This is a genomic window from Vibrio sp. YT-16 (genome assembly GCF_033337405.1).
Taxonomy (GTDB): Bacteria; Pseudomonadota; Gammaproteobacteria; order Enterobacterales; family Vibrionaceae; genus Vibrio; species Vibrio alginolyticus.
The window spans coordinates 36,660-63,323 of the sequence record NZ_JAWOQQ010000004.1; the positions used below are offsets into that span (position 1 = coordinate 36,660).

Sequence of the window (26,664 nt, forward strand, 5' to 3'; positions counted from 1 at the left end):
TTATTTTTTATCTCGCTCCATCGAGCGCTGACGTAAAAGTTTTTGTTGTTGATACAGTGCCGCCTTTATCAGTAAATCTTGATCAGATTCTCGGAGCATCTTGTATCTAAGCGTGATAATGAAATCTTGCTCTGAAGCATCACATTCTTCTACTTGAGCGTAACAGTAAATCGCCGCAGCAGGGTGATCGAGGAACAGTTTAACACGAACGAGTTGTTGAGTAGTTAACGCTGTATCTGAGCGGAAACTGAGTTGACTAGCACCAAACTGCGTCGTTTGATATCGAATGTCGGCGTCATCTTGTTGTGAAAGCATAAAGCTCAACAAGAGGTTAAGTTTCGCGTTTTGCGTATCAAGCAAGTTGATCACATGCTTTAACTCTTTGTTTTTCAGCTCTAGACGCGCGTTGTCTGCCAACATATCTAAGTGACTAAATTCACTGGCGACAATAAATGGTGCTGGAATTTCGGAGGCAAATGTTTCTTCATCTGGCAAAGCAAAGTCCGCACTCAACGTTTCGACGTTGATGGTGAGGTTATGATGGACGGTAAAGTATTCTTGCTCTGTCATATAGTCGATCCTTTTGCCAGTGAGCGCTCCCTGTTCACTCAACAAACAAAGAGAAATAGGGCACTGATTATCGCTAACTGAATGAAGTTATCAAGTTTAGCTGATTTGTCCTTGAACTTTTTGCCCTAAATACAGACTTATTGCATGTCGTTGACAAATTTAGCGATTCTCTTGTCTTCTTAATGAGAAGAGTAAGGTAAGATAATCCGCTAAAGCTTTATATCAAAACAACCAGTTGGTTTGTCTTATATGTATCATCCTATCTCATTGTTTATTGGCTTAAGGTATCTTCGGGGACGCTCTGGAGATAGGTTCAGCCGATTTGTTTCTTATATGTCGACGGCGGGTATTACGATCGGTGTAATGGCGTTGGTGACGGTTCTTTCTGTGATGAACGGGTTTGAATCGCAGTTAAAAGAACGCATTTTAGGTGTGCTACCTCATGCCGTTGTTTCGCAACACGATGGAAAAACGCCTATGACCGAGTCTGCTCCTCCATTTGTTCAAGCGATGTCGAGTGAATCTCAGCCGGAGCCTATCGTTAGAGGAGAGGCTGTTATTCAGAGTTCTGCACAGCTGACGGCTGGTTACCTCATCGGTATTGAATCTAAGAAAGGCGATCCGATTAGCAACCATTTGATTGCCGGACGATTATCGTCACTTCAAGCAGGTGACTACAATGTATTTTTGGGTCACAGTTTGGCGCGTTCACTAAAGGTCTCAATCGGGGATAAAGTGCGCTTGATGGTGACCAACGCAACGCAGTTTACCCCACTTGGTCGTATTCCTAGCCAGCGAAACTTTACTGTCTCAGGCATTTTCAATACGGGATCGGACGTTGATGGTCAATTAATGATTGTGAACATGACGGATGCATCTAAGCTGATGCGTTTCCCTAAAGACACGGTTTCTGGTTGGCGTGTCTTTTTCTCTGACCCATTTATGGTGACGGATTTTGCTGACCAACCCATGCCTGATGGATGGGAATGGAGTGATTGGCGCGAACAGCGTGGTGAGCTTTTCCAAGCGGTGAAAATGGAAAAGAACATGATGGGACTTATGCTAGGTCTAATTGTGGGTGTCGCTGCATTCAATATTATCTCCGCTTTAATCATGGTGGTAATGGAGAAGCAATCAGAAGTCGCAATATTGAAAACTCAAGGCATGACTCAATCTCAAGTGATGACCATTTTCATGGTGCAAGGTGCAAGCAGTGGTGTAATTGGCGCGATTGTTGGTGGCGCTGCGGGCGTGATCTTGTCACTTAATCTAAATGCGATTCTTGAATCTGCTGGTGTGGCGCTATTCAGCTTTGGTGGTCATCTACCCATCTTGATTGATTCACTGCAAATTCTTTTAGTGGTGGTGTTGGCGATTGCTCTTAGCCTTGCTGCTACGCTTTATCCTTCTTATCGAGCATCTTCTGTTAAACCTGCTGAGGCACTTCGCTATGAATAAGCTATTAGAATGTCGTGATATTCGTAAAGTCTACCGAGAGGGTTCGTTAGATACGGAAGTGTTGAAAGGCGTAAGTTTCGATATCGACAAAGGGGAGTTGGTTTCTATTGTTGGCTCTTCTGGTTCGGGAAAAAGTACCTTATTGCATATTTTAGGTGCGTTAGATGACGCAACTCATGGTGAAGTTGATTTTCTAGGGCAAAACCTATCAGCTTTGAGCTCGAACAAACAGGCGGCATTACGCAACAAGCACCTTGGTTTTGTATACCAGTTTCATCACTTGTTGGCTGACTTTACTGCGCTTGAAAATGTGGCGATGCCACTGATGATTGGCGGTGCTAAAGTAGCGGATGCAAAACAGGCGGCTAAAGCGCTGTTAGATAAAGTTGGTTTGAGTCATCGGATGCAACATAGACCCTCCGAGTTATCGGGCGGTGAGCGTCAGCGTGTTGCGATTGCGCGTGCATTGGTGAATAAACCTGATCTGGTCTTGGCTGATGAACCTACGGGGAACTTAGATCACAATACGGCACTGTCTATCTATGATTTGATGCGCGAGCTCAATAAAGAGTCAAACATTGCATTTTTGGTTGTCACGCATGACAAAGAGCTGGCAGCAAAAATGGATCGTCAAATGCACATGCAAGATGGTTTGCTCGTAGATCGTTTTGTGACTGATACAGCATCTGCGGAGGGCTAGTTTTGTTTACCTCTTTAGCTTTGATGATTGGTGGTCGCTTCAGTCGAGCGAAAAAGCGCAACAAGATGGTGTCTTTCATATCGCTTTCTTCGACTATTGGTATTGCGGTTGGCGTTGCTGTGATCATTATCGGTTTGTCTGCAATGAATGGCTTTGAGCGCGAGCTGCAATCGCGTGTGTTGTCTGTGATCCCACACGGCGAGTTAGAAGGTGTTAATGGACCACTTCATGACTACACCAAAACGATGAATCAAGCTCTAAAACATGAACATGTTGTTGCGGCAGCACCGTACGTTCGTTTTACGGGCTTGGCAGAAAAAGGCAGTAAGCTAAAAGCGATAGAAGTTCGTGGTGTAGAGCCTACTTTCGAGCAAGCGGTGTCGAGCTTATCGAATTTTATTGACCAAGAAGCTTGGCAAAACTTTTATGCCGGTCAGCAGCAAGTGATCTTAGGACGAGGTGTAGCAAACGAGCTAAATGTCGCCGTGGGGGATTACGTTACGTTGATGATTCCGCAAACAGGCGGCGCAAATAAAGTGCAGGCTCCTAAGCGAGTGCGCGTGAAGGTGTCAGGGTTCTTAACATTGAATGGCCAAATCGACCACTCTCTAGCGTTAGTACCATTAGCGGATGCTCAGCAATACGCGAGATTAGGGGAAGGGGTCACTGGCATTTCACTAAAAACTGACGATGTTCTCAATGCGCCTTCTATTGTTCGCGAGGTTGGTAGCATGATTGATGTTTATGTGTATTTGAAAAGCTGGCAGCAAAAGTTTGGTTTTTTGTATCGCGATATTCAGCTCGTGCGCACCATTATGTACTTGGTGATGGTACTGGTGATTGGCGTGGCATGTTTTAATATTGTGTCTACGTTGATGATGGCAGTGAAAGACCGAGCGGCGGAAATCGCAATTTTGCGAACAATGGGAGCAAAAGATAGCCTAATCAAACGGATCTTTGTTTGGCAAGGTGTATTCTCTGGTGTATTTGGCAGTCTCGTCGGCAGTGTTATCGGTGTCTTAGTGGCGTTAAACCTGACTCCGTTAATTAAAGGGTTAGAGAGCTTAATTGGTCATCAGTTTTTATCGGGCGATATTTACTTCGTCGACTTCTTACCATCACAACTACACTGGCCAGATGTGGCATTGGTGTCAGTGACGGCGATAGTGCTTAGTTTACTTGCGACGTGGTATCCTGCTTCTCGTGCCGCAAGGTTGAATCCGGCGGCTGTACTGAGTTCTAAATAGCTGATTGTTTTACAATATGCGAAAAACAAAAAAAGGACCGAATTCGGTCCTTTTTTGTATTTATCCGACTTGAGTAACATCGCGTTTCATTCTAACTGTTAGATGCCCCTCAACTGATAGCTCAAATGCTGATTTTTACGCAGTAAGGTCTTATCTTATTTTGCGTTTTTGCCAGCTCCGTACCACTGAGTAGCGCCAAAGCCCTCGAATTCCGAAGTAGCCAATAATCGCGGATACAACCCCACAAATTGCGCAGCCCAATAGAAATGGAGGTCCAATGGTACTCATTTGCTGCATGATGAATTCCCACGATAGTTCAAAGTGAAAAGGTTGCGGGGGAAGACGCATCACTAGAGCACCTAGCTTGTACGCAAAGTAAAATAGCACAGGCATAGTGATAGGGTTGCTGATCCATACCAAAGCGACGGAGAGGGGCAGATTGACACCCAACATAATGGCCAAGCCAGCGGCCATGATCATTTGGCTCGGCAGCGGAACAAAAGCCATAAATAACCCGACAGCAAAAGCCCCTGATGCCGAGCGGCGGTTTAAGCACCACAAGTTCGGGTTGTACAACACATTGCCGAAGACCTTCAATGCTTTTTGGCGTTTGATCAATTCATGATCTGGCATGAAGCGTTTTATCAGCTTTCTAGGCATAGGACAGCATGACTCTCTCAGAAAAAAGTTGGACCTTGGCGTTATTTGTAGCGAGCGTAATCTCGTCAGCTTGGTGGCCGACAATACCAGATTGGCGTTGGTTGCTGCTGGGAATAATAACCACTGGCTCAATAATCAAATTACGTCGTGGCTTAATTAGCATAGGCGCAATTGCGGGCTTTATGGTTGTCATCGTCCACGGCAATGTATTGGAGTCTCAGAGACAAGCCCTTTTTCAAGCAGGGGAGAATATTACCATAATTGGTAAAGTTGACAGCCCTTTTACGCAAATAAGTCACGGTTATGAAGGTATTGTCGCTATAGAAGCGGTAAATTCTCAAACTCTGTTACCTTTTCTTAAACCTAAAATCCGTCTTATTACGCCTTTTCCACTCGATGTTAACAGTGAGTTTACGACATCCATCTCGTTAAAGCCGATTACAGGTCTACGCAACGAAGCTGGCTTTGATGCTGAAAAGCACGCGATGGGTAAAAATATTATCGCCCGAGCGGTTGTCAACAAAGACGCTAAGTGGATTGTTCGTTCTAATGTATCTCTGCGTCAATCCATTATTGCCGATGTCGCTGATGATGTGTCTTCCCTTCATCATTTCTCGTTAATAAGTGCGTTAGTTTTTGCTGACCGTTCTTGGTTGTCTAAGGAAGATTGGCAAGCGCTCAGGGACAGTGGTTTACTGCATTTGGTCTCCATTTCTGGTTTACATATTGGTATGGCGTTTACTTTTGGGCTAGTCGTGGGCGGTACCGTTCGTTATCTATTACCCCAATACCAGTTGTTACCTAGCTTATATGGGCTGATCTTCGCTGTTGCCTACGCTTGGTTAGCGGATTTCTCTCTGCCTACTACGCGAGCAGTGTCGGTATGCGTTGTTTACGTTCTCCTGAAGTATACTCTGGTGCACTGGACTTCTTGGCGAGTTCTTTTGCTTGCAGTATCTCTACAACTGCTTGTCCAACCTTTTGCATCCTACAGTATGAGCTTTTGGTTATCGTACCTCTCCGTTTGTGCGGTATTGTTCGCAATTAATTTGATTCGACATCAAAGGGGAGGTTGGAAAGAGCGATTAAAAGCGTTATTGCTTACTCAATTGATGTTGAGCGCTTTAATCGTACCTGTTAGTGGCCATTTCTTCTCCGGTTTTAGTTTGTCCTCAATAGCCTACAACTTGGTATTTATTCCTTGGTTCGGATTTATCGTTGTACCTTTGATGTTTCTAGCCCTGTTCTCATCTTTGTTTCTTGAAGTGATAGCGAAGCCTCTGTGGCATTCGGTGGACTGGTCATTACAGCCATTGAGCACGTCAATACAGTACGCAATAGGTTCTTGGCAACCTATTAGCATGGAAATGACAATGCTGGTTATGGCGATAGTGGTTTGCTTAATATTTCAACGGTTCATGTCTCAGTACGCGTGGTATTTGTTACTCGGCATCGTTATTAGTATCAAGCTTGCATCGGAGTATGAACCGCATTGGCGTATCGATGTATTAGATGTAGGTCATGGCCTTGCAGTGGTTGTAGAAAAAGACGACAAGGTGTTGCTGTATGACACTGGTAAAGCATGGCAAAGCGGCAGTATCGCAGAGCAGGTCGTCACTCCGGTTTTGCATCAACGAGGTTATGAAAGCATAGATACACTGATTCTAAGCCATTTCGATAATGATCACGCAGGCGGCCGCTTTTTCATTGAAGATGCCTTTTCTCCACAGCGTAAACTTAGTAGTCAATTCTTTATCGGATATGAGCCTTGCACTAGAGGTGACCAATGGAAATGGCAAGGATTAAACATGGAAGTGCTCTGGCCTCCTGCACTTGTTCAACGTGCGTATAATCCGCACTCCTGTGTATTACGACTTACTGACCCTATTTCTAACTTTAGTATGCTTTTTACTGGTGATATTGAGGCCATTAGCGAGTGGATTTTGCTTAGAGAACCCGGAAAGTTACAAAGCGATGTGGTGCTAGTCCCTCACCACGGGAGTAAAAGTTCATCGAATCCTCGATTTATCGAGGCGGTGAGCCCGAGTGTGGCGGTTGCTTCTTTAGCAAAAAACAATCGATGGGGAATGCCAGCGGGAAGTGTCGTTGCTTCATACCGAAAGCTTGGCATTACTTGGCTTGATACTGGTGAGGGTGGTCAGGTAAGCTTCTTTATTCACCGTGATAATTGGCGCTCAGAAACCAAACGTAGCGATACATTTGAGCCTTGGTATAGGCAGATGCTGCGTAAGGGAGTAGAATGAGAGTCTTAATGTAAGAAAATAAAGCACTTCTATGTCGATAAATACTGATGAAACGACTTGGCAGACGTTTAAGCGTCTATGGCAATTTATTCGCCTTTATAAGTCAGGTCTTGTCGTTGCAGTCATTGCATTAGTTATTAATGCCATATCAGATACCTATATGATTTCCCTACTAAAACCACTACTCGATGAAGGTTTTGGGAACGCTGAATCTGATTTTTTACGCACGCTTCCATTGATTATTTTTGCCATGATGTTCATCCGTGGCATAAGTGGATTTGTCTCCACCTACTGTTTGAGCTGGGTATCTGGCAACGTAGTTATGCAAGTCCGTCGCATGGTGTTCAATCACTTTATGCACATGCCAGTGTCATACTTTGATAAGGAAAAGACGGGCAACTTATTGTCGCGTATAACCTACGACTCAGAGCAAGTATCAGCGGCAACTAGCCAAGCGTTGGTGAGCATTGTGCGTGAAGGCGCAAGTATCATTGGTCTGTTAGTCTTGATGTTTTACAACAGCTGGCAATTGTCGCTAGTGCTGTTTGCTGTTGCTCCCGTTGTGGCATGGGGTATTGGTGTTGTTTCTAAACGTTTTAGAAAAATATCCAAAAATATGCAGACCATGATGGGTAACGTAACTGCATCAGCAGAGCAGATGCTGAAAGGCCATAAAGTTGTGTTGAGCTATGGCGGCCAAGACATCGAACGTCAACGATTTGAAAAAGTCAGCAACCAAATGCGTCAACAAAGCATGAAGTTGGTGACGGCTCAAGCGGCGGCTAACCCTATCATCCAAATGATTGCATCACTTGCAATTGTTGCCGTTCTTTATTTAGCAAGTATTGATTCGATTAAAGAGCAACTGACTCCAGGTACATTTACTGTTGTCTTCTCTGCAATGTTTGGTCTGATGCGCCCACTTAAAGCGCTGACTAACGTTACTTCTCAGTTCCAACGTGGTATGGCCGCGAGCCAAACGCTCTTCGCGTTAATTGACCTCGAGCCTGAGAAAAACGAAGGTAAGTTGACAGTTGAACGCGCAAATGGCGATGTTTCAGTTAAAAATGTAAGCTTTACTTACACTGGTGCAGAAAAACCAGCATTGGAAAATGTCAGCTTCGATATTCCAAGAGGAAAAACGGTGGCGCTAGTTGGCCGTTCTGGCTCAGGTAAAAGTACCATCGCGAACTTGTTCAACCGCTTCTATGATGTTGACAGTGGATCTATCACATTAGATGGGCATGATATTCGTGATTACGAGCTAAAGAATTTACGTCAGCAATTTGCACTAGTATCGCAAAATGTTCATTTGTTTAATGACACGATAGCAAACAATATTGCGTACGCAACGGATGGCCAATACGAGCGCAGTGATATCGAGAAAGCGGCAACACTCGCGCATGCGATGGAGTTCATCGGCAAAATGGATGATGGACTTGATACCATGATTGGTGAAAATGGTGCTAGCTTGTCTGGTGGTCAACGCCAACGTGTTGCGATTGCGCGAGCTCTATTGCGTGATGCTCCAGTGCTGATTCTTGATGAGGCAACTTCGGCTTTGGATACCGAATCCGAGCGAGCTATTCAAGCTGCACTTGATGAGCTGCAAAAAGATAAAACGGTACTTGTAATAGCGCACCGCTTATCCACAATCGAGAAAGCCGATGAAATTCTTGTGGTTGATGATGGTGCCATCATTGAACGTGGCAACCACGCTGAGCTTATTAAGAAAAATGGTGCGTATGCACAATTGCACCGTATTCAGTTTGGTGAATAAGCGCGGTGATTGAAAAAATCTGGTTTGAAAACCATCCAATAAAATACCTCTTGTGGCCGCTTTTGTGGCCACTGAGTTTATTATTTGGAACGATAAGCAAGTCAAAGCGAAAGCAATACCAAACTGGCCGCAAGCAAGCTTATAATGCGCCAATACCTGTTGTTGTGGTTGGCAATATCACTGCTGGTGGCAATGGTAAAACACCAGTTGTTGTGTGGCTTGTTGAGCAACTACAGCAAATGGGCTTTAAGCCGGGGGTTGTTTCTCGTGGTTATGGGGCAAAGGCTCCTGCCTATCCGTTAGTGCTAAAAGAAGATACGCCAGCGAAGCATTGTGGCGATGAACCTAAGTTGATTCATCGCCGTACAGGAGCACCTGTTGCGGTAGATCCTGTGCGTTCAAATGCAGTGAAAGCACTGCTAGATTTGGATGTGGATATCATAATTACGGATGATGGATTACAACATTATGCGCTAGGCCGTGATATTGAGTTAGTGATTGTGGATGGTAATCGCCGGTTTGGGAATGAAAGCCTGATTCCATTAGGTCCTTTACGTGAAGGTATTGAGCGACTTAAAGAAGTCGACTTTATCATCACCAATGGCGGTCAAGCGCATACGGGCGAAATCGCAATGGCTTTAGCACCCTCTAAAGCTATTAATCTTAAGACTAAGCAACATGTGGATGTCTCGGAGTTGAAAGACCTCGTCGCATTTGCGGGCATTGGTCATCCTCCGCGTTTTTTTCATACACTAAACTCGATGAACGCAGATGTTAAAGTCACAAAAGGTTTTGCTGACCATCAAGACTTTGATCAACAAGAATTAGAAGCATTGGCTCAACAAGGGACCAATGTGATTATGACCGAGAAAGATGCCGTCAAGTGCAGCCATTATGCGCAAGATAATTGGTGGTATCTGCCTGTATCTGCCCAGTTTGAATCAAACGATGCAGAGCAAATTTTAAATAGAATAAAAGAGGTTAAAGCGGCTTATGGATCACCGTCTACTTGAGATTGTAGCTTGCCCTGTTTGCAAAGGTAAGCTGACGTACGATAAAGATAATCAAGAGTTGATCTGCAAATTGGATCGCCTTGCTTACCCGATCAAAGAGGGTATTCCAGTTCTGCTAGAGCCTGAAGCTCGCACTATGAGCATGGATGAGGGACGCTAATGTCTTTTACGGTTGTCATCCCTTCGCGCTACGCATCGAGCCGTTTGCCTGGTAAACCGCTAGCGGATATTGGTGGTAAGCCTATGGTTCAGTGGGTTTATGAACAAGCGCTACAAGCGGGTGCGGAAGATGTCATCGTTGCAACTGATGACGAGCGTGTTGCGAAAGCGGTTTCGTCATTTGGTGGTAAAGTTTGTATGACCTCTCCCCAGCACGAATCAGGTACGGAGCGTCTTGCAGAAGTTGTTGAAAAGATGGCTATTCCGTCAGACCACATTATTGTTAATGTGCAAGGGGATGAGCCTTTGATTCCGCCGTCCATCATTCGTCAGGTTGCTGATAACTTATCAGGGTGTGAAGCCCCGATGGCGACGTTAGCTGTAGAAATAGACTCGGAAGAGGAAGTGTTCAACCCGAATGCTGTTAAAGTTGTCGCCGATGAGCAAGGCTATGCGTTGTACTTTAGTCGAGCAACCATCCCTTGGGATCGCGATAACTTTGCTAAACAAGACAAAACCATTGCCAACCCATTAATGCGTCATATTGGTATTTATGCTTATCGAGCTGGTTTCATTTATACGTATGTCAACTGGGCACCAAGTGCATTAGAGCAGATTGAGTGTCTTGAGCAACTGCGAGTGCTTTGGTACGGTGAAAAAATTCATGTGGCGGTAGCGAAAGAAGCACCAGCGGCAGGGGTTGATACGCCCGAAGATCTAGAAGCCGTGCGCGCGATTGTTGCAAAGCAAGCGTAACAAATGCTCATATAGATTTAAGAATAAACAAGGCTCCTGAATTAGGAGCCTTTTTGTTTTACTTGTATCGAGGTATTAGTTAAATGTTAGTGTCGTATTGGTTCCGTTTAGGGCAGGTCGCTAAGACCTCTCGGTGACCGGTGTCTTTCACTTCTTGGAGAATGACATCAAAGCCCCATAATCGATACACGTGCTTTAGAACTTCTTCGTAACTATCATCAAGTGGGATGCGGTTGTGAGGAACGTACTGCAACGTAAGCGAGCGATCACCACGGACATCGACATTAAACACCTGAATGTTTGGCTCAAGATTAGATAAGTTATACTGAGCAGCTAAGGTTTCTCTAATGCGTTTATAACCCATCTCATCGTGTATCGCAGCGACTTCAATAAAGTTCTTATGATCATCATCGTTTATCGCAAACAGCTTGAAATCACGCATTAATTTCGGAGAAAGGTATTGGCTAATAAAGCTTTCATCTTTGAAATTATGCATCGCGAAATGCACTGCATCTAACCAGTCGGTTCCTGCCAAGTCTGGAAACCACTCTTTGTCCTCATCAGTTGGTTCTTCACAGATACGCTTAATATCTCGGAACATGGCAAAGCCTAACGCGTAGGGGTTAATGCCATTAAAGTAAGGACTGTTATAAGGCGGCTGAGCCACGACACTGGTGTGGCTATGTAAGAACTCTAGAATGAACTTTTCAGACACCAAGCCCTCATCATAAAGATGGTTGAGTATGGTGTAGTGCCAGAACGTTGCCCAGCCTTCATTCATGACTTGCGTTTGTTTTTGCGGATAAAAATACTGACTGATCTTACGGACGATCCGAACAACTTCACGCTGCCACGGCTCTAGCAACGGAGCATGTTTTTCGAAGAAGTAGAGCAAATTTTCCTGAGGCTCGCTTGGGAATCGCTCTTTAATGTCTTCCTCTTTCGTCTTGGCTGTTGGTACCGTGCGCCAAAGCTCATTAACTTGAGATTGTAGGTATGCTTCGCGTTCTTCTTGTCTTGCTTTTTCCTCTGTAATTGAGATTTTCTCTGGACGCTTGTAGCGGTCTACACCAAAGTTCATTAACGCGTGACAAGAGTCGAGCAGTTTTTCCACTTCTTTTACGCCATATCGTTCTTCACACTCGGCTAAATACTTTTTGGCGAACAGCAGATAGTCGATAATAGAGCTGGCGTCAGTCCACGTTTGGAATAGGTAATTACCTTTGAAAAAAGAATTATGGCCGTAACACGCGTGCGCTATAACGAGTGCTTGCATTGTTACCGTATTTTCTTCCATCAAATAAGCAATACAAGGGTCGGAGTTAATCACAATCTCGTAGGCTAACCCCATTTGACCATGTTTATAGTTCTGCTCTGTTTGAATGAATTTTTTACCAAATGACCAGTGGTTGTAATTGATTGGCATGCCGATACTTGAGTAGGCATCCATCATCTGTTCTGAAGTAATCACTTCTATTTGGTTAGGGTAAGTGTCTAGGCGATAATGCTCCGCGACACGCTTAATTTCTTTGTGGTATCGCTCTAACAGCTCAAATGTCCAATCTGGTCCATCTGGCAACACTTTACTGTTACGCTTCTTAGGCGCCTCTCCTGAGAGGTTTCTCGTTGCGGTATTCATCGCTAGCCTCCTTACGCCGTTTCTTTTTGGAATAGTTCACGAAAGACTGGGAAAATATCCTCCACAGAGCGAATGTTTTTCATTGCGAAATTAGGAAATTCTTCAGTGAGTTTTTCGTACTCATGCCATAGAGTTTGGTGCGAGCGCCGCGTGATCTCTATGTAAGAGTAATACTGACAGTTTGGAAGTAATTTGTTCACTAACAGATCCCGGCATCTTGGCGAATCATCTGCCCAGTTGTCACCGTCGGATGCTTGAGCTGCATATATGTTCCACTGACCAATCGGGTATCGCTCTTTTACTATTTCATCCATTAACTTGAGCGCGCTAGATACAATGGTACCCCCGGTTTCTTGTGAGTAGAAAAATTCGTGCTCGTCCACTTCCTTCGCTTGGGTATGGTGGCGGATAAAGACGACTTCGACATTCTCGTAGGTACGAGTTAAGAACAAGTACAAAAGAACATAGAAGCGTTTTGCGATGTCTTTCGTTGCCTGATCCATAGAACCGGATACGTCCATTAGACAGAACATGACCGCTTGGCTCGATGGTACAGGGCGTTTCTCATAGTTCTTGAAGCGTAAGTCGAAGGTATCGATGAACGGCACGCTTTCGATTTTCTTGCGCAGTTCTTCAATTTCAGCCTTCAAGCGGTTCTCTTCAAACTGCTGAGCAGGCTCAATATTTTTGATGCGAGCAAGTTCGTCTTCTAGCTCTTTGAGAAGTCGTTTCTTACCAGCAGTCATTGCAGTACGGCGCGCAAGAGATTGTTGCAGAGAGCGTACTACGGCGATATTGGAAGGGATACCGGCAGTTTGAAAGCCTGCACGGTGCGTTTTCCATTCTGTGATTTTGGCAATTTGGTTTTTTTCTAGATTAGGCAGCTCGAGATCTTCGAACAAAATATCGAGGTACTCATCTTTTGATATTTGGAATACAAATTCGTCTTGGCCTTCTCCATCTGGACTGGCGTTCCCTTCTCCAGAGCCGCTACCTTGACCGCCACCTTTGGGACGCTCAATTTTATCACCAGTAATGAATTGATCGTTACCGGGATGAACTCGTTCGCGAACACCACCTTTGCCTTGATGAAATATAGGCTCATTGATGTCTTTGTGAGGGATAGAGACGTCTTCGCCCGTTTCCGTATTCGTAATCGAGCGTCGATTCACTGCGTCTGCTACCGACTCTTTTATTTGCTCTTTGTGGCGCTTCAAGAAGCGCTGTCGATTAACAGCGCTCTTGTTCTTGCCATTGAGCCTTCGGTCTATAAATTGCGCCATGAAATAGCCCTCTTCATGTTTCACAAGCGACCTAACTCAATACTGGGTTAGGATGACTTACGTACTCGTAGGTACCACTCAGAAAGTAGGCGAACCTGTTTCTCGGTATAGCCTTTTTCCATCATGCGAGCGACAAAGTCGTCGTGCTTCTTCTGATCTTCAGAAGAGGTTTTCGCATTAAATGAGATAACCGGAAGTAGCTCTTCGGTATTGGAGAACATTTTCTTCTCGATTACTGTGCGCAGTTTTTCGTAGCTGGTCCAAACCGGGTTTTGACCATTGTTATTCGCTTTCGCACGAAGCACAAAGTTAACGATTTCGTTTCGGAAATCTTTCGGGTTAGAAATACCAGCTGTTTTTTCGATCTTTTCTAGCTCTGCATTCAGTGAAGAGCGATCAAATAGCTGACCGGTTTCTGGATCTCGGTACTCTTGGTCTTGAATCCAGAAGTCTGCATAGGTGACATATCGGTCGAAGATGTTTTGGCCGTATTCAGAGTAAGACTCAAGATAAGCAGTCTGAATCTCTTTACCGATAAACTCAACGTATCGAGGTACTAGGTAGCCTTTCAAGAACTCGAGATACTTCTCTGCTGTTTCAGCAGGGAACTGTTCGCGCTCGACCTGTTGTTCAATCACATAGAATAGATGTACAGGGTTGGCTGCCACTTCGGTTTGGTCGAAGTTAAATACGCGTGACAAAATCTTAAAGGCAAAACGTGTTGAGAGACCGTTCATGCCTTCATCGACACCAGCATAATCACGATACTCTTGATAGCTTTTTGCCTTTGGATCCGTATCTTTCAGCGTTTCACCATCGTATACGCGCATCTTAGAGAAGATGGACGAGTTTTCAGGCTCTTTAAGTCGAGAAAGAATACTGAATTGTGCCAGAGTCTCGAGCGTGCTTGGTGAACAAGGGGCTTGAGACAACTCACTGTTTTCAAGAAGTTTTTGGTAGATTTTGACTTCTTCTGAAACACGTAGACAGTAAGGTACTTTCACAATATAAACACGGTCCAAGAACGCTTCATTGTTCTTGTTGTTACGGAAGGTCTGCCACTCAGATTCGTTTGAGTGAGCCAGAATCATACCGTCGAATGGAATCGCAGAAAGGCCTTCTGTACCGTTGAAGTTGCCTTCTTGCGTTGCTGTTAACAGCGGGTGAAGCACTTTGATTGGTGCTTTGAACATCTCAACGAATTCCATTAAACCTTGGTTTGCTTTACACAGCGCACCGGAGTAGCTGTAAGCGTCTGGATCGTCTTGCGAATAGTGTTCAAGCTTACGAATATCGACTTTACCAACCAATGATGAGATATCTTGGTTGTTTTCATCGCCTGGTTCAGTTTTGGCAATACCGATTTGGTCAAGGATAGAAGGGCGTACTTTCACTACTTTAAATTTGGTGATATCACCACCAAACTCGTGAAGACGTTTAGCGGCCCAAGGAGACATGATCGAGCGAAGATAACGGTGCTCGATGCCATACTCTTTTTTCAAAATATCGCCATCTTCTGTGGCTTTGAATAGGCAGAATGGATGGTCATTCACTGGGCTGCGTTCGCCGTTAGCAGTAAGAACATAAATAGGCATCTGTTCCATCAGAGCCTTAAGCTTTTCTGCAAGCGAAGACTTACCGCCACCTACAGGGCCGAGTAAGTAAAGAATCTGCTTACGCTCTTCTAGGCCTTGCGCCGCATGTTTTAGGTAAGACACAATTTGTTCTATGGCATCTTCCATGCCATAAAAGTCTTTAAAGGTTTCATAACGAGAGATAACACGATTCGAGAAGATTCGGCTTAGTCTCGGATCCTTTGCCGTATCGATTATCTCTGGTTCACCAATCGCCATCAGTAGGCGTTCTGCTGCATTAGCATAAGCGCTTTTGTCATCTTTACACAGGGCTAAAAACTCCTGTAACGACATCTCTTCATCTTTTGCAGCTTCATATCTTGATTGATAGTGGTCGAAAATACTCATGTCGCTTTCCCCTTTAATAGTCAGTCTACCGACGAACGTTGATTCAGGCTTTCCACCAACAGTTATGCTCGTTGTTGTTTGAATATACGTCCTGTTATCACATTTGGTTCGTACAGAATGTAAGATTGGCGACACCAAAGACTTTGCTTTATGGACGGTTTTTTCGTTACAACGGTGAGCGGTGGATATGAATTTTTCAATCACAGCCTTTCTCTACTTAAGCCTAGTCGGGGATTTGCAATTTTGCTTAACAATTATGAATTTATTGTAAAAGTGACATTTGAATCACTCTTTTATTAAGGACGAATTTATGTCGTGAATAGGTGCAATAGAAATCAAATATTTGGCAAAGACAGAAGAGTCTCAGTGATTCGTTGTTCTACATTGAACAAGGTAAGTGAAAGAGGTAGGAAGAGAGCAAAGTCTTAGATAAGTTTGTGACAGGGTAAATAACAAGGAGAGCGGGCGCTCTCCTCATTCTTAGACGACCATTTTATGCGCTGAAGATTTGCGCTAGTTCGTTTTCACATAAATGATACTGACGAGGGCAGTTACGCCAAGTTTGCAGCATACGGCGGTATTTATCTAGCATCGGCATTTGGCTGTTAAAGTGATGATCTGCCTTGTCAAACTGAGGGTACAAACCTTCAGAATCGATGAGAAAACGTACGTAATGTACTTGTTGCGCTTCTGAAGCGATATCAAATCCCAAGAACTTCAAGCGGCGCTGATCTACGTTGCTGCGGTCTTCATCGTCTAGCATGTTGTAAGATTCTTGCATCGCATGATACATCTCCATAACGTCGATGATCTCACGACATTCTGCTTCTGAGAGGCAGCCGAAATCTTTGTTCAACTCTCGCATTTGTAGTTCATAACCACGTTCAACGATCGTTTGTAAGCGTTTGTATTTGGCCGCATTACTTGGATCAAGTTGAGACATAAGGTTGTATTGGTTTGATAGAATCAAACGTTGAGCGTTTGACATTTCCATGGTGACCTCACTAGATATCTAATACATTTTTAATGTGCTTAGGTTAACGCTTAAGACATGAGTGAAACATGATCTCAACACATATTTAATACTAAAAAATGGCAAGAACTGTCACTTTTGACCAGTTTGAAAACACTTATTTATGGTAATGATTGTATATGTAGTCTCGGTCTGAAAATACTCTCAGCCACTCTGGCTTGAATACGGTTAAAACCGCCAGTGCCATACCATTTAATAGACCTTCTGGAAAGGCGAGCAACGGCACAAAAACAAAGTAGTTATGTTGAATGGTTTCCCAATCGTAGTGACCAACTGATAGGTGATAAAAAGAGTTAATGATGAGGTGCAGACTTCCTGTTATCGCGCCATTGAAAAATCCAGCAACGAAGATGAAAACAAAAATGTTTCGTGGCAAGTAGTGGTAACTCAGAAGAAACACTAAGTAACTAATGAAAATCGGAATTAGGGCAGATAGAACTAACGACGTGGGTAAGAGTAGCAAGGACACATCATGTAGTAGGTGGTTGACCAGCATTGCAGGGATACTGAGTAGAAATGCCATACGCCAACCATACATCATCGTCAGCGTTGTTAGTGCAAGAAAATGAATCTGTAATCCTTCTTTTACACCTGCTTGAGCTGTCCATAAAATACTGAAAAAGAAGAGCGTTGCAAAAACGAGGTGCTGAAATCCTTTCTCTTTTTCCAGTTTGGGCCAAACGACTTTTTTCCAATCTGGTAGGCAGTAGACTACTACTATCCAAATTGAGACAACAAGAGAGCCTAAGTTAAACAAATCCATGTTACTTCCTTCCTATGCGAACATGACGCAATCATTTCTATCGTTCTTTTTCTACCTAAATGACCGCAGAGAAACTCACTGATAAGGCTTAGATATAATCAAAAAAATACCAGCAATAAGCTGGTATTTTAAAGAGGTTAGTCTTGCGGTTCACTTAGTATTTTACGTTATCGTTGTATTGAGCAAGAATGGATTGAATTTCATCCATGGTTTCTTTCGGTGGCGGGTTTACGCCTTCGAGTGGGTATTCTAAGCCTAACGCTTCCCACTTATGAGCCCCTAATTTGTGGTAAGGAAGTAACTCGACCTTTTCGATGTTATCCATGTCTTTAATAAATTCACCAAGCATGTGTGCTGCTTCTGGGTCATCTGTGTAACCAGGCACGACGACATAGCGAATCCATGTTTTCTTTCCGATTTTTTGTAAGTAACGAGCAAAGTCCAATGTGCGTCGGTTGGATACACCGATGAGATCTTGGTGCACTTCGTCTTTCATGTGTTTGATGTCAAGCATGACTAAGTCTGTTGCATCCAGTACTTCATCGATAACATCAGTGTGCTTACGAACATAACCGTTAGTATCTAGACATGTATGAATGCCTTCGGCTTTAGCAGCGCGGAAAAAATCACGTACGAATTCCGGTTGAAGCATCGCTTCGCCGCCAGAACAAGTAACGCCACCACCTGATGCATTCATGAAGTGGCGGTAACTTTTCGCTTCGGAAATGATTTCTTCAACCGTGACTTCTTTGCCATCATGCGTGTCCCAAGTATCGCGGTTATGGCAATACTTACAGCGCATTAAACAACCTTGCAAGAAGACGATAAATCGAATACCAGGTCCGTCTACGGTACCACATGACTCAAATGAGTGAATACGACCAGCTGTTGACATCTTTTGCTCTCATTACTAGTAAATTCTAGCTGTTATTTTATTACAAAAAGCAGGGTTAAAACAGCTTTGTCGGTACTAAAGGCAAGGTTATTTGAAGAAAGAAAATAGATGGAGCCAATCTGCATAAACGCTTGAACACGAGGTGGTTAATACCTACCCCGAGAACTTGCCGTGTATCTAGATTGACTTCGATGCTGGGATAATCCAGTTTTTAGAAAAAGGCGAACACGGAGAACGAGCCTGTCCCATAAACATCGGTTTGGGCTTCTTCATAATCCGGTGTTTTAATTGTAAAGGTGATGCTTGCACCGTAATTTTGGTTGTACCAAGATACTCCCGCGACGGCACTTGCTTGCCAATTTTGCAGTGTGACGTCGTATGGCGCTGACGGTTCAGGAATGCCAGGACGATCTCCTTCGATAGTCATGTCATTAAAGCGGTAACGACCTTCAAACCCGGTGAACAAGAACCAACTCGACGTGTTCTGAGCGATCATACTTGCTGAGAAAGGGCTTTCGACACTGATATTGGCGGCTCCGATGCTATTCGCTAGGTTTGTACCCCAACGAAACATGACGCCTTGAGAGACATCACTACGGAAGTTACCCGCATTGATGTCGTTAATGTTGGTGATCTCCCATTGTGTTTTTTGTTCTTCGCTGCGCATCAATTTGTTAAATACGCGGTAACCAAGGCTGAACGCCACTTTATCTTCAATCTGGTAATCCCAACCTTGAGGGTCCGTCGATCCTGTTATGCCGTGAACGATTTCTTGCGCCTTTTCTGATAGCGAACTTTCACCCGTAGTTCCTATGGTGAAATTGTACCGTACAGCTTTGTCACTCGTTAGGGAAAGGTAGTTGATTTCGGTGTGTAGGTAACCGGCATATGGGCGATCATTGATTAGTGGATAATCGGCTTCAATGTCGCTTGGAGTCCACATCTTGTGGCCAAGAACCAACTCTATTTTATCGATATTGGCGTGCTCTGAGTTAGCTAGACTCAGCCATTTCCATTGGCTTTCTTGTGTCAGTTGGTCTGTCGCGTAAGAAAGGAAAACACCATTCGTATAGTCTTGATCGACGCCAAAAATACCATCGTTGTCGATGGTAAAAGAAACCGTAGACTTAGTGGATGCTATTGCAACTGGAGAAAGAAGGGTAAGAATAATTAATTTACTAAATCTCATAGACTTTATTTGCTAACTTTTTTCGCATCATACGTAAGAATGCGGGCAAAAGTCTTTCGCGATATCACAACTTTCATTCAAGAAATAAAAAAGGCTGATGCTACTTAGCATCAGCCTTTGTTGTATTACTAGAACGTTATTTCGCTATAGTCTTATAGAGACTCAGTGAATGTACGCGCGATTACGTCAGCTTGTTGCTCTGCAGTTAGAGAGTTGAAGCGAACAGCGTAACCAGATACACGGATTGTTAGCTGAGGGTATTTCTCTGGGTGCTTAACTGCGTCTTCTAGAGTTTCACGGTTAAGAACGTTCACGTTTAGGTGTTGACCACCTTCGATACCCGCTTCGTGGTGGAAGTAACCATCCATCAGACCAGCAAGGTTAGCGCGTTGTGAGCCCTCATCTTTACCTAGTGCGTTAGGTACGATAGAGAATGTGTAAGAGATACCATCTTGTGCGTCAGCAAACGGCAGTTTAGCAACTGAAGTTAGTGATGCTACAGCACCTTTCTCGTCACGACCGTGCATTGGGTTTGCACCTGGAGCAAATGGAGCACCAGCACGACGACCATCAGGCGTGTTACCAGTTTTCTTACCGTAAACCACGTTTGAAGTGATAGTAAGAATTGACTGAGTAGGGATTGCATCACGGTAAGTCTTAAGCTTACGGATTTTGCCCATAAATACAGAAACAAGTTCACATGCAATGTCATCAACGCGTGGGTCGTTGTTACCGAATTTAGGGTAATCGCCTTCGATTTCGAAGTCGATTGCTAGACCGTCTTCGTCACGAATTGGCTTAACTTTTGCGTATTTAATTGCAGATAGTGAGTCAGCTGCAACAGATAGACCAGCAATACCACAAGCCATAGTACGTTTAACGTCACGGTCGTGTAGAGCCATTAGTGCCGCTTCGTAGCTGTACTTATCGTGCATGAAGTGGATAGCGTTTAGTGCAGTCACATATTGTTTCGCTAGCCAATCCATGAAGTGGTCCATTTTCTCCCACAGTTCATCGTAGTTAAGAACATCGCCTTCGATCTTAGGCATTTGCGGGCCAACTTGGATTTTTAGCTTCTCATCCACACCACCGTTGATGGTGTAAAGCATTGTTTTCGCAAGGTTCGCACGAGCACCGAAGAACTGCATTTGCTTACCAACAACCATTGGAGATACACAACATGCGATCGCGTAGTCGTCAGAGTTCATGTCTGGACGCATTAGGTCGTCATTTTCGTACTGAATAGAAGAAGTATCGATAGATACTTTCGCACAGAACTTCTTGAAGCCTTCAGGTAGTTGCTCAGACCAAAGAACAGTGATGTTTGGCTCTGGAGAAGGACCCATAGTGTATAGTGAGTTTAGGAAACGGAAGTTTGTACGAGTAACTAGCGTACGACCGTCAAGACCCATACCACCCATAGACTCAGTTGCCCAGATAGGGTCGCCAGAGAATAGATCATCGTACTCAGGAGTACGTAGGAAACGAACCATACGTAGTTTCATTACGAAGTGGTCGATCATTTCCTGAGCTTGTTCTTCAGTTAGCTTACCAGCCGCGATATCACGTTCGATGAAGATGTCTAGGAACGTAGAAGTACGACCTAGAGACATAGCCGCACCGTTTTGAGATTTAACAGCAGCTAGGTAACCGAAGTAAGTCCACTGAATAGCTTCTTGCGCAGTTTCAGCAGGACGAGAAATATCACAACCGTATTTTGCAGCCATTTCTTTGATTTGACCTAGAGCACGGTGTTGCTCTGCGATCTCTTCACGAAGCTGCATTGTCATTTGTAGGTCTTCGCCGTTCTCAAAACGCTCTTGTAGAGAAGAGAACTGCGCGAATTTATCCTTCATTAGGAAGTCAATACCGTATAGAGCAACACGACGGTAGTCACCGATGATACGACCACGACCGTATGCATCTGGAAGACCAGTCAGTACGCCAGATTTACGACACGCCATGATTTGAGGAGTGTAGATATCGAAAACGCCTTGGTTGTGAGTTTTACGGTATTCTGTGTAGATTTTTTTAACTTGTGGGTCTAGCTCGCGGTCGTAGGCTTTGCATGAACCTTCAACCATGCGGATACCACCGTTAGGGATGATCGCACGTTTTAGAGGAGCGTCAGTTTGAAGACCTACGATAGTTTCTAGGTCTTTTTCGATGTAGCCTGCATCGTGAGCAGTGATGGTAGAGATAACTGAAGTATCAAAATCAACAGGAGCGTGAGTCGCGTTCTCTTGTTTGATGCCTTCCATTACCTTAGCCCAAAGCTTGTTAGTCGCTTCAGTACCTTCAGAAACTAGGAAAGATTCGTCGCCTTCGTACGGAGTGTAGTTCTTCTGAATGAAATCACGAACGTTTACTTCGTTTTGCCAGTCGCCTGCAGCAAAACCTTCCCAAGCTTTAGCAAATTGCTCTGCCATGACATACCTACCTTTTTAGTAGAAAAAAATACGTACTGCTTCGCCGTTGAGCCAGCTATCCCCAGATAAAAGAGGGGAACAGTACACTCTTATGAATAACAATATTTATAGTCTTAAATTTACGTATTCGATTTACAAAACTATAAATATTGTCACTAGTTTTAACGTTTCTCTTTTTAAGCAACAGTTAGAGGTTAAACTAAAATTTTTTTGCAAACCTTAAACTAAATCAATAAATCCTCAAAAATCTCGATAAAAATGGGGTAGCGACGAGCGCTACCCACAAATTTCTGGACTGCTAGCTTATAGCCAAGCTTGGATGCCATACTGGCCTTCAAGCATACCAACTGCAAGCATAGCAACTAAACAGATAACAAGTACGCTTACTGGGATCACAATCTTGTCTACAAATGATAGGCGAGACGCGCGCTCTTTATCTCCAATTAAACCGTTGTTATCTAAAAGCATAGTTAGTGCCCAAGCTAGAACTGGGTTAACAACGGCAGAACCAAAGATACAGATACCTGCTGCTTGTGAGTCTTTCGAGTCCTTCACCATCTGCATGCCAGCTTCAAGCAGTGGTAGAGATACACCAACGAGAAGAGCAACGCGCATAACTGGAGGCCATACTGCAACGTCCATAGGAAAACCAAGGATTGCAACAATAATACATAGAGAGCCTAGTAAGATGGCGCCAGCAGGAATAGGGCGTTTCGCGATTGCAGCAGGGATCATGTAAGTCCCCCAAGATGATGTGATGTTACCACCACCCACTGCAGTACCGACCATTTGGCGAACGGAACACATTGTCATTGTGTCATCAACGTCCATCAGCACTTTCTCACTCTTACGTGGGTAGTTCATCTCTTGGAAGATACGGTGACCCAAGAAGTCAGGTGACCACATTGCTACCGCAAGAATGGCGAATGGTAGTGAAGCGATGAAGTGTTCCATATTAGGAAGACCAAGCATCCAACCTTCTTCTGTTGAACCCCACCAGTAGATTGGATTTAGGTTTGGAAGGCCTGTCTCGGTTACGAATTTAATATCGAAGCCTGCGCCAAGAGCAAGTGCGATTGCAAGCCCAGTGAAGGCACAAACAGGGATCGCTAGCCAGCGTTTGTTCACTTTAGCAAGGAACGCGTATAAGCCAATGGTAACCGCAAGAACAATTAGACCGATGTAACCCATGCTACCAGCGGCAACCGTATCGGATTGCAAACCAACAGCCCAAGCTTGAATAGAGTTAATTTGGCTCATGGTTCCGGTTAAACCTAGGAAAATAAGAAGGCCACCAGCCGTACCTTCAGAGGTGAGGTTAACCAGTTTTGACCCACCTTTTAAGAGGCTCAAAATCAAACCAAACACACCAATGAGAATTGCTAATGCAAGAGGATGAGCACCAGCAAGAGCGATGGTACCAATAAGAGGGATCATTGGGCCGTGGTTGCCTGCTAGGTTGGCTTTAGGGTTAATAAAACCAGAGGCAAGTACACAGAAAAGAAGTGCAGGGATGAGCATTTCTACACGCGCAACTTCGATAGCAAAGTCCTTGCCTAAGTTTACGTGGTCCCATGCTGCAGTAAGACCTTCAGCCCAAGACATCATTACCGCAGAGTACATTGCGATAATACCGATAGTACCAGCAAGCGCTGGAACAAGGTCTTCAAGCTCAAAGCGGAAGTCACGACCTGGCAAGTTCAAGCCAAAACGACGTGGCTTCATAATTTGTAGTTCGTGGTCTAGGTAGTCTGAACGGCTTGCGAACTCAGATGCTGGACGATGAAGCTCACGGTAGCTCTTGGTCTCGATATCTGAATCAGAGTGCGTTTTGTTAACTGCGTCTGACATAGATTCCTCATATATTTAAAAGTTATGAATTCTTCATTCAATTGTGTTAATCCGCATCCTGCGGCACGCTTATGCTAGCTATTGTTAGATTTGTTACACGTCGACACTGTGCCTAAGCATAGCTAATAACTTATTGTGTTGAGGCACAAAAAAAGCCTCATCTTTTGGCAGGAGTCTAGCAAGATAGCCATTTAGGGTGATTGATTTAGATCACTTTAAGAATGGTTGTGAAATAAAACTACAGAAAGTTTCTGGCATGCGAATGAGATGCGGAGATCTTGTGTAATTTCATTACACAAGTTGCATAAAATTAGAACTTTTTGTCCTTTTGCACGAGATGCAGATTAAATGTCAATATTCACGATGATTATATAAAGCTGGCTTTATTCTTGCTTTGGACAGAGCAAAGACAATTTTTTGGCTAATCATTGCCGCTCAGTTTAGGAAAAAGACATGAAACAGCTTAAAGTACTGCCACTAGTGGCAATCATCTCAGGGTTAATGGTCGGTTGCGGCGGCGGTGGCGGCGGTGGCGGTGGTGCAGCGCCGAAAACTGCGTTTACTTTTGATTTTGCTATACCAGCAACAATGACTGAAAGTGAAGCAACTACGAAAGGTTGTACTGTATATGACCACAAAACTGAACTGAACGGCGATAAAACGGTTTTAACCTATAGTGCAGCGTCAAAAGAGCAAGTGACCAACTATGTTATCGGTTACTACTCTGATGCCGATGGCAAAAGATCCGGAGACATTATCAAACCTACCACTGATAACTTTAAGTTTTATCTTGAAGATATCCCTGACGGCGGCTTTGTGACGTTTCAAGCAATAGAATTTAACGGCAAAGAAGCTCGCGTAAACACGTTTTCAAAAGAGTTCTTGCAAGATAAGAAACTACGTAATGCTACTTTTGCACTAAACCGAGACTCTTTGAACAAATGCTTTACTGGCGGTAACTTAGCAAGCAATAAGTTTACTAACTTAGATTACCGAAACGCTGAATCAGGTGGCGGAGATTACAACTTTGTCTCGCAAACCGATATTTTCACGTCTCCGAACCCTGATATGTTGCCTACTGATGAACTGATGGGGCTTAAAGGTGAACCAACGGCATTGTTTCAGTATGAATCAGGTTCAAGCGACAAAGCGCTTTACCAGTATGGTATTGGTTCGTGGGGAACTGGTGAGATAGCCTTAGTTAGAGCGGATAATACGTCAAACATTTATTCGTCTTCTGACTATACTTACGACTCGCTCAACATTGGCTTTGTTACTAACGGCTTTGCATATGACGCGTTGAAGCTGGATATAACGGCCGTTGAATATAATCGCCCTAGTGCAACGAATAAAGAAACTTGGGTATACATGGCGTTCTCAGAGAATCAAGTTAATGGTTGGGAGTCTCTACTTAACGAAACGATCTCTGACGGATGGGATATTGACGTTGATCCGAGTGCTTACTTAAATATTGATAACCTGCCGAACACAAAACCAAGTGTATCAGCGCAAGGAAGTGCAGAGTCCGTGATTGATCTGGACATGGGCTTAACATCGTCTACTGAAGGCTTTACTCGTGTCGCTTACTTTGCAACTTCAGGCGACTACAGAGTCACACATCGCATTTTCACAACAAGTGATAGTGATTCTGTTGTTGTTCCAGAATTGCATTACTACAACTTCCCAACATCGGCCGTTAACGGTTTGAAAGTTTCAGCTTCGGACGATTTTAATCGCACTGCTTTGGTAGTGAATGAAGATAGTAATATTGATTCTAAAGTTTTCATGAGCTTCTTCTCCAATGGTGAAGCGTCAGAGCCTGAACTAGATGAAGACCTAGATGGCATCATTACTTCTGAAAAAGAAGGCTTAGAAAATGAAGTGACATTACGTACTTCAAACTCGTTGGTAGTCAGTCGTTTTAATTAATTCATTGCGACCTCGAATAGGTTTCAATTAACACTTTTGTAAATTTATTAAGCCCCTTTGAAAGGGGCTTTTTTATATTTAATATTCAACTTTTGAAGAATATGTTGCTATATATTGCATATTAATTTGTCTATCGTATCTTTCTATTCGAATTATTTAGGTTAATAATTTGTTGCAAGTTTCAAAGGGCGGTGCTAATTTGTTCCGAATTAGAGAGGGCGGAGTCCCTTAATTGCAGTGACAAAAACACAGGGAGTAGGGCGCATGAATGATGTACCAGCGCTAGATATAAAAGACCTGCACAAAACATTTGGACAAAATGAAGTTTTAAAAGGCATTTCACTTGCCGCGCACAAAGGAGATGTTATCTCCATTATTGGCTCTTCCGGCTCAGGTAAGAGTACCTTTCTCAGATGTATCAACTTGCTAGAAACGCCTACCGCGGGCGAAATTTGGGTAAATGGTGAATTAATCCAAATGAAGAACAGCAGAGCAGGTGAATCTGTTCCTGCTAATGAAAAGCAAGTCCAACGTATTCGCTCACGCCTGGCAATGGTTTTCCAAGGTTTCAACCTCTGGTCTCACCTAACCGTACTAGAAAACGTGATTGAGGCGCCTGTTCATGTCTTAGGCGTTCCAAAAGCTCAAGCGATTGAAAACGCAGAAGTCTTGCTTAAGAAGGTAGGCTTGTATGAGCGTAAAGATTATTACCCTGGGCACTTATCTGGCGGCCAGCAGCAACGTGCAGCTATTGCCCGTGCGCTAGCAGTTGACCCAGAGGTGATGTTGTTTGACGAGCCAACTTCTGCGCTTGACCCAGAACTTGTAGGAGAAGTTCTGGGGGTAATGAGAGATTTGGCAGATGAAGGGCGAACTATGCTGGTGGTCACGCACGAAATGGCGTTTGCGCGTGACGTATCAAACCATGTGATGTTTTTACATCAAGGCTTAGTGGAAGAACAGGGAAATCCAGCTAAGCTATTTACAAACCCGGATTCAGAACGATTACAGCAGTTTATCTCATCCATTTACTAATATTTGTTAGGCGGCAGACTATTGCCTCC

The 26,664-nt window shown here is 44.0% G+C and carries 21 protein-coding genes; 10 read left to right on the forward strand and 11 right to left on the reverse strand.

Going from position 1 to position 26,664, the window contains the following annotated elements; genetic code table 11:
* Entirely contained in the window at window positions 1-570 is a 570-nt protein-coding gene (locus tag R7F07_RS08585; protein WP_158173752.1) for a PilZ domain-containing protein, read from the reverse strand.
* Between the two features lie 249 nt (window positions 571-819).
* Between R7F07_RS08585 and lolC the strand changes: the two genes are divergently transcribed.
* From lolC to lolE, 3 genes are read left to right on the forward strand one after another with little or no spacing between them, the layout of a single operon-like run.
* A complete protein-coding gene (gene lolC, locus R7F07_RS08590) occupies window positions 820-2,028 on the forward strand; it encodes a lipoprotein-releasing ABC transporter permease subunit LolC (RefSeq protein WP_171342756.1) in 1,209 nt (402 codons plus the stop codon).
* Window positions 2,021-2,728: a lipoprotein-releasing ABC transporter ATP-binding protein LolD gene (gene lolD / locus R7F07_RS08595; RefSeq protein ID WP_005378457.1), complete on the forward strand. Its 708-nt coding sequence runs from the start codon at window positions 2,021-2,023 to the stop codon at window positions 2,726-2,728. The genes lolC and lolD overlap by 8 nt, the downstream gene beginning before the upstream one ends.
* 2 nt (window positions 2,729-2,730) lie before the next feature.
* A complete protein-coding gene (gene lolE, locus R7F07_RS08600) occupies window positions 2,731-3,975 on the forward strand; it encodes a lipoprotein-releasing ABC transporter permease subunit LolE (RefSeq protein WP_017820016.1) in 1,245 nt (414 codons plus the stop codon).
* Between the two features lie 150 nt (window positions 3,976-4,125).
* Here lolE and R7F07_RS08605 read toward each other — a convergent pair whose 3' ends face one another.
* On the reverse strand, window positions 4,126-4,635 hold the full coding sequence (locus tag R7F07_RS08605) for a DUF2062 domain-containing protein (protein WP_005387834.1): 510 nt from the start codon (window positions 4,633-4,635) through the stop codon (window positions 4,126-4,128).
* 8 nt (window positions 4,636-4,643) lie between these two features.
* Here R7F07_RS08605 and R7F07_RS08610 point away from each other — a divergent pair, with 8 nt between their 5' ends.
* Genes R7F07_RS08610 through kdsB form a run of 5 tightly spaced genes read left to right on the forward strand, consistent with a single transcriptional unit; the run spans window position 4,644 to window position 10,607 of the window.
* Window positions 4,644-6,899: a DNA internalization-related competence protein ComEC/Rec2 gene (locus tag R7F07_RS08610; RefSeq protein WP_171342755.1), complete on the forward strand. Its 2,256-nt coding sequence runs from the start codon at window positions 4,644-4,646 to the stop codon at window positions 6,897-6,899.
* A 31-nt stretch (window positions 6,900-6,930) separates the two neighbouring features.
* A complete protein-coding gene (msbA, locus tag R7F07_RS08615; protein ID WP_017820018.1) occupies window positions 6,931-8,679 on the forward strand; it encodes a lipid A ABC transporter ATP-binding protein/permease MsbA in 1,749 nt (582 codons plus the stop codon).
* Window positions 8,680-8,684: 5 nt separating this feature from the next.
* The gene (lpxK, locus tag R7F07_RS08620; RefSeq protein WP_158173755.1) at window positions 8,685-9,692 is read left to right on the forward strand and encodes a tetraacyldisaccharide 4'-kinase; all 1,008 of its coding nucleotides are present in this window, start codon (window positions 8,685-8,687) and stop codon (window positions 9,690-9,692) included.
* On the forward strand, window positions 9,673-9,852 hold the full coding sequence (locus R7F07_RS08625) for a Trm112 family protein (RefSeq protein WP_005378451.1): 180 nt from the start codon (window positions 9,673-9,675) through the stop codon (window positions 9,850-9,852). Before lpxK ends, R7F07_RS08625 begins: the two co-directional genes overlap by 20 nt.
* Window positions 9,852-10,607, forward strand: a complete 756-nt coding sequence (gene kdsB / locus R7F07_RS08630) for a 3-deoxy-manno-octulosonate cytidylyltransferase (protein WP_053303248.1) — start codon at window positions 9,852-9,854, stop codon at window positions 10,605-10,607. Before R7F07_RS08625 ends, kdsB begins: the two co-directional genes overlap by 1 nt.
* 79 nt (window positions 10,608-10,686) lie before the next feature.
* Here kdsB and R7F07_RS08635 read toward each other — a convergent pair whose 3' ends face one another.
* From R7F07_RS08635 to R7F07_RS08675, 9 genes are all read right to left on the reverse strand, one after another.
* Window positions 10,687-12,246, reverse strand: coding sequence for a SpoVR family protein (locus R7F07_RS08635; RefSeq protein WP_005378449.1), 1,560 nt, complete (start codon window positions 12,244-12,246; stop codon window positions 10,687-10,689).
* 11 nt (window positions 12,247-12,257) lie between these two features.
* Entirely contained in the window at window positions 12,258-13,529 is a 1,272-nt protein-coding gene (locus tag R7F07_RS08640; RefSeq protein ID WP_005378448.1) for a YeaH/YhbH family protein, read from the reverse strand.
* A 47-nt stretch (window positions 13,530-13,576) separates the two neighbouring features.
* The gene (locus tag R7F07_RS08645) at window positions 13,577-15,511 is read right to left on the reverse strand and encodes a PrkA family serine protein kinase (RefSeq protein WP_005378447.1); all 1,935 of its coding nucleotides are present in this window, start codon (window positions 15,509-15,511) and stop codon (window positions 13,577-13,579) included.
* Window positions 15,512-16,004: 493 nt separating this feature from the next.
* Window positions 16,005-16,505 (reverse strand): YfbU family protein, encoded by a 501-nt coding sequence (locus R7F07_RS08650; RefSeq protein ID WP_005378446.1) that lies wholly within the window; start codon window positions 16,503-16,505, stop codon window positions 16,005-16,007.
* Between the two features lie 136 nt (window positions 16,506-16,641).
* Entirely contained in the window at window positions 16,642-17,307 is a 666-nt protein-coding gene (locus tag R7F07_RS08655) for an energy-coupling factor ABC transporter permease (RefSeq protein WP_005378445.1), read from the reverse strand.
* Window positions 17,308-17,461: 154 nt separating this feature from the next.
* Complete coding sequence (gene pflA, locus R7F07_RS08660) at window positions 17,462-18,202, reverse strand: pyruvate formate lyase 1-activating protein (RefSeq protein ID WP_005378444.1); 741 nt, start codon at window positions 18,200-18,202, stop codon at window positions 17,462-17,464.
* Window positions 18,203-18,413: 211 nt separating this feature from the next.
* On the reverse strand, window positions 18,414-19,391 hold the full coding sequence (locus R7F07_RS08665; RefSeq protein WP_005378443.1) for a lipid A deacylase LpxR family protein: 978 nt from the start codon (window positions 19,389-19,391) through the stop codon (window positions 18,414-18,416).
* Window positions 19,392-19,543: 152 nt separating this feature from the next.
* A complete protein-coding gene (gene pflB / locus R7F07_RS08670) occupies window positions 19,544-21,820 on the reverse strand; it encodes a formate C-acetyltransferase (RefSeq protein WP_005378442.1) in 2,277 nt (758 codons plus the stop codon).
* 303 nt (window positions 21,821-22,123) lie between these two features.
* Window positions 22,124-23,671 carry a DUF3360 family protein gene (locus R7F07_RS08675; RefSeq protein ID WP_005378441.1) on the reverse strand — a complete coding sequence of 516 codons (1,548 nt, stop codon included), beginning with the start codon at window positions 23,669-23,671 and terminating at the stop codon, window positions 22,124-22,126.
* Window positions 23,672-24,124: 453 nt separating this feature from the next.
* Here R7F07_RS08675 and R7F07_RS08680 point away from each other — a divergent pair, with 453 nt between their 5' ends.
* On the forward strand, window positions 24,125-25,600 hold the full coding sequence (locus R7F07_RS08680; RefSeq protein WP_047100853.1) for a hypothetical protein: 1,476 nt from the start codon (window positions 24,125-24,127) through the stop codon (window positions 25,598-25,600).
* A 264-nt stretch (window positions 25,601-25,864) separates the two neighbouring features.
* Complete coding sequence (locus R7F07_RS08685) at window positions 25,865-26,635, forward strand: ABC transporter ATP-binding protein (protein ID WP_054729268.1); 771 nt, start codon at window positions 25,865-25,867, stop codon at window positions 26,633-26,635.
* The last annotated feature ends 29 nt before the right edge of the window (window positions 26,636-26,664 follow it).

Bases quoted from the DNA above. Each gene is read 5' to 3' on its own strand.
- R7F07_RS08585 (WP_158173752.1), bottom strand. From the start codon at position 570: ATGACAGAGCAAGAATACTTTACCGTCCATCATAACCTCACCATCAAC.
- lolC (WP_171342756.1), top strand. From the start codon at position 820: ATGTATCATCCTATCTCATTGTTTATTGGCTTAAGGTATCTTCGGGGA.
- lolD (WP_005378457.1), top strand. From the start codon at position 2,021: ATGAATAAGCTATTAGAATGTCGTGATATTCGTAAAGTCTACCGAGAG.
- R7F07_RS08605 (WP_005387834.1), bottom strand. From the start codon at position 4,635: ATGCCTAGAAAGCTGATAAAACGCTTCATGCCAGATCATGAATTGATC.
- R7F07_RS08610 (WP_171342755.1), top strand. From the start codon at position 4,644: ATGACTCTCTCAGAAAAAAGTTGGACCTTGGCGTTATTTGTAGCGAGC.
- msbA (WP_017820018.1), top strand. From the start codon at position 6,931: ATGTCGATAAATACTGATGAAACGACTTGGCAGACGTTTAAGCGTCTA.
- R7F07_RS08625 (WP_005378451.1), top strand. From the start codon at position 9,673: ATGGATCACCGTCTACTTGAGATTGTAGCTTGCCCTGTTTGCAAAGGT.
- kdsB (WP_053303248.1), top strand. From the start codon at position 9,852: ATGTCTTTTACGGTTGTCATCCCTTCGCGCTACGCATCGAGCCGTTTG.
- R7F07_RS08635 (WP_005378449.1), bottom strand. From the start codon at position 12,246: ATGAATACCGCAACGAGAAACCTCTCAGGAGAGGCGCCTAAGAAGCGT.
- R7F07_RS08640 (WP_005378448.1), bottom strand. From the start codon at position 13,529: ATGGCGCAATTTATAGACCGAAGGCTCAATGGCAAGAACAAGAGCGCT.
- R7F07_RS08645 (WP_005378447.1), bottom strand. From the start codon at position 15,511: ATGAGTATTTTCGACCACTATCAATCAAGATATGAAGCTGCAAAAGAT.
- R7F07_RS08650 (WP_005378446.1), bottom strand. From the start codon at position 16,505: ATGGAAATGTCAAACGCTCAACGTTTGATTCTATCAAACCAATACAAC.
- R7F07_RS08655 (WP_005378445.1), bottom strand. From the start codon at position 17,307: ATGGATTTGTTTAACTTAGGCTCTCTTGTTGTCTCAATTTGGATAGTA.
- pflA (WP_005378444.1), bottom strand. From the start codon at position 18,202: ATGTCAACAGCTGGTCGTATTCACTCATTTGAGTCATGTGGTACCGTA.
- R7F07_RS08665 (WP_005378443.1), bottom strand. From the start codon at position 19,391: ATGAGATTTAGTAAATTAATTATTCTTACCCTTCTTTCTCCAGTTGCA.
- pflB (WP_005378442.1), bottom strand. From the start codon at position 21,820: ATGGCAGAGCAATTTGCTAAAGCTTGGGAAGGTTTTGCTGCAGGCGAC.
- R7F07_RS08675 (WP_005378441.1), bottom strand. From the start codon at position 23,671: ATGTCAGACGCAGTTAACAAAACGCACTCTGATTCAGATATCGAGACC.
- R7F07_RS08680 (WP_047100853.1), top strand. From the start codon at position 24,125: ATGAAACAGCTTAAAGTACTGCCACTAGTGGCAATCATCTCAGGGTTA.
- R7F07_RS08685 (WP_054729268.1), top strand. From the start codon at position 25,865: ATGAATGATGTACCAGCGCTAGATATAAAAGACCTGCACAAAACATTT.